At 37.3% G+C, this 4,912-nt stretch carries 4 protein-coding genes; all 4 read left to right on the top strand.

Translation table 11 applies throughout. From position 1 onward, the window contains the following. Positions 1-975 precede the first annotated feature (975 nt). The gene (locus FL972_RS02200; protein ID WP_091649772.1) at positions 976-1,305 is read left to right on the top strand and encodes a DUF3276 family protein; all 330 of its coding nucleotides are present in this window, start codon (positions 976-978) and stop codon (positions 1,303-1,305) included. Between the two features lie 80 nt (positions 1,306-1,385). Further along, positions 1,386-2,480 (top strand): AI-2E family transporter, encoded by a 1,095-nt coding sequence (locus tag FL972_RS02195; protein ID WP_091649769.1) that lies wholly within the window; start codon positions 1,386-1,388, stop codon positions 2,478-2,480. Beyond that, positions 2,480-3,577, top strand: a complete 1,098-nt coding sequence (gene ychF, locus FL972_RS02190; RefSeq protein ID WP_144603029.1) for a redox-regulated ATPase YchF — start codon at positions 2,480-2,482, stop codon at positions 3,575-3,577. The genes FL972_RS02195 and ychF overlap by 1 nt, the downstream gene beginning before the upstream one ends. 97 nt (positions 3,578-3,674) lie before the next feature. Beyond that, entirely contained in the window at positions 3,675-4,565 is an 891-nt protein-coding gene (gene cas6, locus FL972_RS02185; protein WP_144603026.1) for a CRISPR-associated endoribonuclease Cas6, read from the top strand. The last annotated feature ends 347 nt before the right edge of the window (positions 4,566-4,912 follow it).

Below are 4,912 nucleotides of genomic sequence, written 5' to 3'. Positions count from 1 at the left end.
CTAAACTGAGTTTACACTTCCAAAGGGGGATTTGATCCGTATTTCGCCGAAGGCGTATTTCTATCTATTTCTATTGTATTTCTTTATCCATTTCGTCACAGGCATATTTCTAAGCTACTCGAGATTTGCAATCTCGAGCTCCTATCGAAGGATTTGTAATCCGAAGAACCCTCCAAGGGCTGGTCAATAAGATAATGAAAGCATTTTTTCATCAACTACTTAATTTGATGAATCCCTTGGAGGGTTAAAATGAGATTATCGAATGTCTTGCTGGCACGTTTAATTTGTTTCCAAACATTGATCTCGGACCAGCGCTGGGGTATTTGTTGCTCATATCTTTACCCCAGGTTTCACCTGGGCCTGTGCGCCTCTGGCGTGGCTAAAATATTGTCACTCCACTAGAGCTTTTGCTATTAGTTTGACTTGAGGTCTATCTTACCAAATGCTTTTCTTGGTAATATCTTAAGGAATATTCTTTCAAAATATCGAGAGTTCTGTAGTATTTCGCCGAAGGCGTATTTCGATCTATTTCTACAGTATTTCTTTATCTATTTCGCCGCAGTCATATTTCTATTTATTTCAATTGTATTTCTACTTAAATCCCCCTACCCCCTTTGATAAAGGAGGTAGTCCTAAACTGAGTTTACACTTCCAAAGGGGGAATTGATCCGTATTTCGCCGAAGGCGTATTTCTATCTATTTCTACTGTATTTCTTTATCCATTTCGCCGCAGGCATATTTCTATTTATTTCAATTTTTATTTCTTTAAAAAAATACCTTTCAAAGTGATTAATAAACATCAAATCAAGCCCTCTTTTATCATCCAATGTCTTTTTTCATAACTGATTTTTAACCACTTATCCTCATAATTTAACTTTTTCTTGAAAATATTCCTTTTTCAGCTTGAAATCTAAAAATGATTTATGCTATCTTAGTTTTCAAATAAATTACCCCAGCAACTAAAACTAAAGCATTGTGGAAGATCGAAGAGGATACGACAGAGATGAAATTTTCTCTAAAAAAGTGAAAGCAGGTAAACGGACCTATTTTTTCGACATCAAATCTACTAGGGCAAATGATTATTATTTGACCATCACTGAAAGCAAAAGAAAAGTAAATGGTGATTCATTTACTTATGAAAAGCACAAAATTTTCCTTTATAAGGAGGATTTCCACAAATTTGTGGAAGCATTGAATGAGTCTGTGGATCATATCAAAACTGAATTGATGCCTGAAGTGGATTTTACTCAGTTTGAAAATGAAGATTCAGAAAACGAATACCGAGATGAATTAAAATGGGAATAGAAAATTTCCAAAAATTTAGATCACGTTGAGTAAATAGTATATTAGAGGAGGCCAAATAGCCTCCTTTTACTTTATCCAATATGCAGAGGTTTTTTATATATCTATTCTTGTTCATTGGAGCCTTCCTCCTCTTCGGTTGGTACTTTTCAAATATTACTGCTTATCTAATTTTATCCTTGATTTTAGCAGCTTTGTTGCGGCCTTTGACCAATCGATTGAATGATTTCCACATTGGTGGACAACATGTGCCACGTTGGACAGCGATTCTTATTTCATATTCTGCGATCGTTATACTTCTGATTCTTTTAGGCTTGCTCTTTTTCCCTTTGATCAATAATCAACTGATCATTCTGAGCAACTTAGACTTAGAAGGTATTTACCAACAAATTCAAATTCCAATAGCTCGGATTGAAAATTTTCTGCTGAAATATCAGTTAATCGAGTCACAACCTGGTTACCTTTTTGAGGAATTTAAGTCATTTATTGTAAGAGCAATTACGGGTTTTGATTTTGGCACCTTTATCAGTCAGGTATTCAGTACCGCCAGCTCCTTATTTATAGGATTGATTGCCGTAGCTTTCATTACCTTCTTTCTGCTTCTGGAAAATGGTTTATTGAGAAGGAATCTACTTAATTTGATTCCCAACCCCTATTTTGAGTTATCAGTGGCAACTTTCACCAAAGTGGAGAAGCTACTATCCAATTATCTATCTGGACTTTTATTACAGATCTTGGCCATCTTCACGATTGCAAGCTTAGGGCTGTCTCTAATGAGAATAGAGTATGCACTTACCATCGCTCTATTTGCAGCAATTGCCAATTTGATACCTTATGCGGGTCCTATATTGGGTGCTACTTTTGGGATTATTGTGGGGATTTCAACAGGCAGCTTTTCCGAGGATTCTGAACTCACCTATTTATTAATCAAGATTCTTTCGGTTTTTTCCATAGTTCAGATCATAGATAATATCCTTTTACAGCCAATGATTTTTTCGAAATCAGTAAAAGCGCATCCCCTTGAAATTTTTGTTGTTATCTTTGCCGGGGCAAAAATCGCCGGAGTACTGGGGATGATTTTTGCGATACCGGTTTATACCATTTTTAGAGTTTCTGTAATGGAATTTTATAAGGGGTATAAATCCTATAGAATATTTAAAATAAAAACATCTAATTAATGGCTTTACAATGCGGCATAGTAGGACTTCCTAATGTAGGAAAGTCCACTTTGTTCAATTCCCTTTCCAGCGCGAAAGCTGAGGCGGCAAATTTTCCTTTTTGTACGATTGAACCCAATGTGGGTGTGGTGACTGTTCCGGATAAAAGACTCAAAACTTTGGAGCAACTTGTAAACCCTCAGCGGGTTTTACCAACAGTCATCGAATTTGTTGACATCGCCGGATTGGTAAAAGGAGCTTCCAAAGGAGAAGGTTTGGGAAATAAGTTTCTGGCAAATATCCGTGAAGTCGATGCAATTATCCATGTAATCAGATGCTTTGAGGACGATAATATAGTCCATGTCGCAGGTAGCGTTGATCCTATTTTCGATAAGGAAGTAATCGACACTGAGCTCCAATTGAAGGACCTAGAATCAGTAGAGAAAAAAATCCTTAGAATAGAAAAGGTAGCCAAATCAGGGGATGCCAAAGCCAAAAAGGAGCTTGAAGTTTTGGTTAGATTCAGAGATGGATTGAAATCCGGTTTGAATGCCAGAGCGATCGAAATCGAGAAGGAAGACTTGGAAATTATCCGTGACTTACAACTTTTAACCATCAAGCCCGTGCTATATGTAGCCAACGTGGATGAAGGAAGCATTCAAACTGGCAACAAGTACGTAGAAGAGCTTAGGAATACAGTTCAGGAAGAAAATGCTGAGGTCATTGTTTTATGTGCGGCATTAGAATCTCAAATTGCTGAATTTGAGGACCCTGAAGAAAAGGAATTATTTTTGAGTGAGTACGGTTTAGAAGAAAGTGGTCTTAATAAACTGATTTCTGCCGCCTATGCCCTGCTGGATTTAATCACCTATTTTACAGCGGGACCTCAGGAGGTAAGAGCATGGACCATCAAAAAAGGTTGGAAGGCGCCTCAGGCTGCCGGGGTAATCCACACTGATTTTGAACGTGGATTTATTAAAGCAGAAGTAATCAAGCTTGCAGACTATCAGCAATTCAAAACGGAAGCTGCATGCAGAGAAAATGGAAAAATAGCGATAGAAGGGAAAGAATATATCGTAAAAGATGGAGATATCATGCATTTTAGATTCAATGTTTAAGATATTATAAAAATTTAATGTAATTTTACCTCGCTTATCCACCCAAATACGTTATCTGTTTTCAATAATTTATTGTCTCATCTATTTTTAATTTATCGTGAGAGTTAGACTAATATTTTCATTAAAAAACAAAGGTTCCTATTTACCTTTTCATCACCAGTACATCCTTGCGCAATTCCTTAAAGGTTTAATTGTCAAAGGAGGAAGAGAAGAGTTCTTCAACTACAACTACTTTAATTTTTCTGGTCTTAAGGGTCAGACTAAAGTAAGTAGAAGCGGTTTGCACTACTACTCCAGCTTGGTAACTCTTGTGTTATCTTCTCAAAGTGAAGATTTCATGGATTACTTGTTGGAGCAGGTATTTGCAACTCCTAAAATTGAGTTGGGAAATTTAATTCTCTCTCCAGAGTACACTGAATTGGAAGTAGAGCCTGAGTTGGAAACTTCAAACAAATTTGTTTGTATTTCCCCGTTGGTATTAATCACCCCTGCATTCAACGAGGAAATTGGCAAAAGATTCATCAGCCCAGATAGCGATGAATTTTCAGACTTATTGTATGAATCTACCTTAACTAGAATGGAACGATCCGGCTGGTATACACCAGAGCAAATGGAAAGTTTCTACAAGTTTCAGGTAGTTCCAGACATGGTCTATGTCAATAAACTCAAAGAACAACAGAAAAAATTCGCAAGAATCTATGCGGTCTATGACATGGATGTGAAATATGAAGTAAGAGGATACACCCTTCCTTTCACTTTGTATGCCGCTCCGGAAGTTCAAGACTTCGTATTTAAATGTGGGTTGGGTGCCTTTACACACAAAGGTTTTGGTATGTTGGACTTGGCAAATCACCCTGCCGGTAATAGAACAACTACTTACAAATTCAAGAGAGAAGGCTTTGTGCCTTACCGACCTACTGAAAGAGTTCGTCAAAATGTAGCTCCTGAGGAAACAGAAGGTTCCTCTGACGAGAGCAAAGAAGATTAAAAACATAAAATCCCCGCTAGCTAGCGGGGATTTTTTTTGACCTTTGTTTTTATTCCTACTTTTTATAAAAAAAATTAACAAGAATTTTCATCTCTGATAATTCTGTTGGTAAAATCGTCCATGCCTATGGCATTTTTAACCTAATTAGCTATTCGGCATCCCAGCCATTAAAATGGCTGGCTAGGAAATCATTCATGCCTACGGCATTTTGGCCGAACCTAATATATTCGAATAAGCCATCTGTCGCGTAGCGACGTTAGATATCCTAGCCCCACCCCGGCGGACGGGCAGAGATTTGAATCTCTAGATGTTTTAATAGCCTACAGATTAATTATAGTGGAACCATT

Source organism: Algoriphagus algorifonticola, assembly GCF_007655305.1.
GTDB classification, from domain to species: Bacteria; Bacteroidota; Bacteroidia; order Cytophagales; family Cyclobacteriaceae; genus Algoriphagus; species Algoriphagus algorifonticola.
Note: the sequence above shows the minus strand (reverse complement) of the source record. Positions and strands in the feature narration are given on the sequence as shown.

Excerpts from the sequence above, each read along its gene's own strand:
- FL972_RS02195 (WP_091649769.1), top strand. The coding sequence starts at position 1,386 with ATGCAGAGGTTTTTTATATATCTATTCTTGTTCATTGGAGCCTTCCTC.
- ychF (WP_144603029.1), top strand. The coding sequence starts at position 2,480 with ATGGCTTTACAATGCGGCATAGTAGGACTTCCTAATGTAGGAAAGTCC.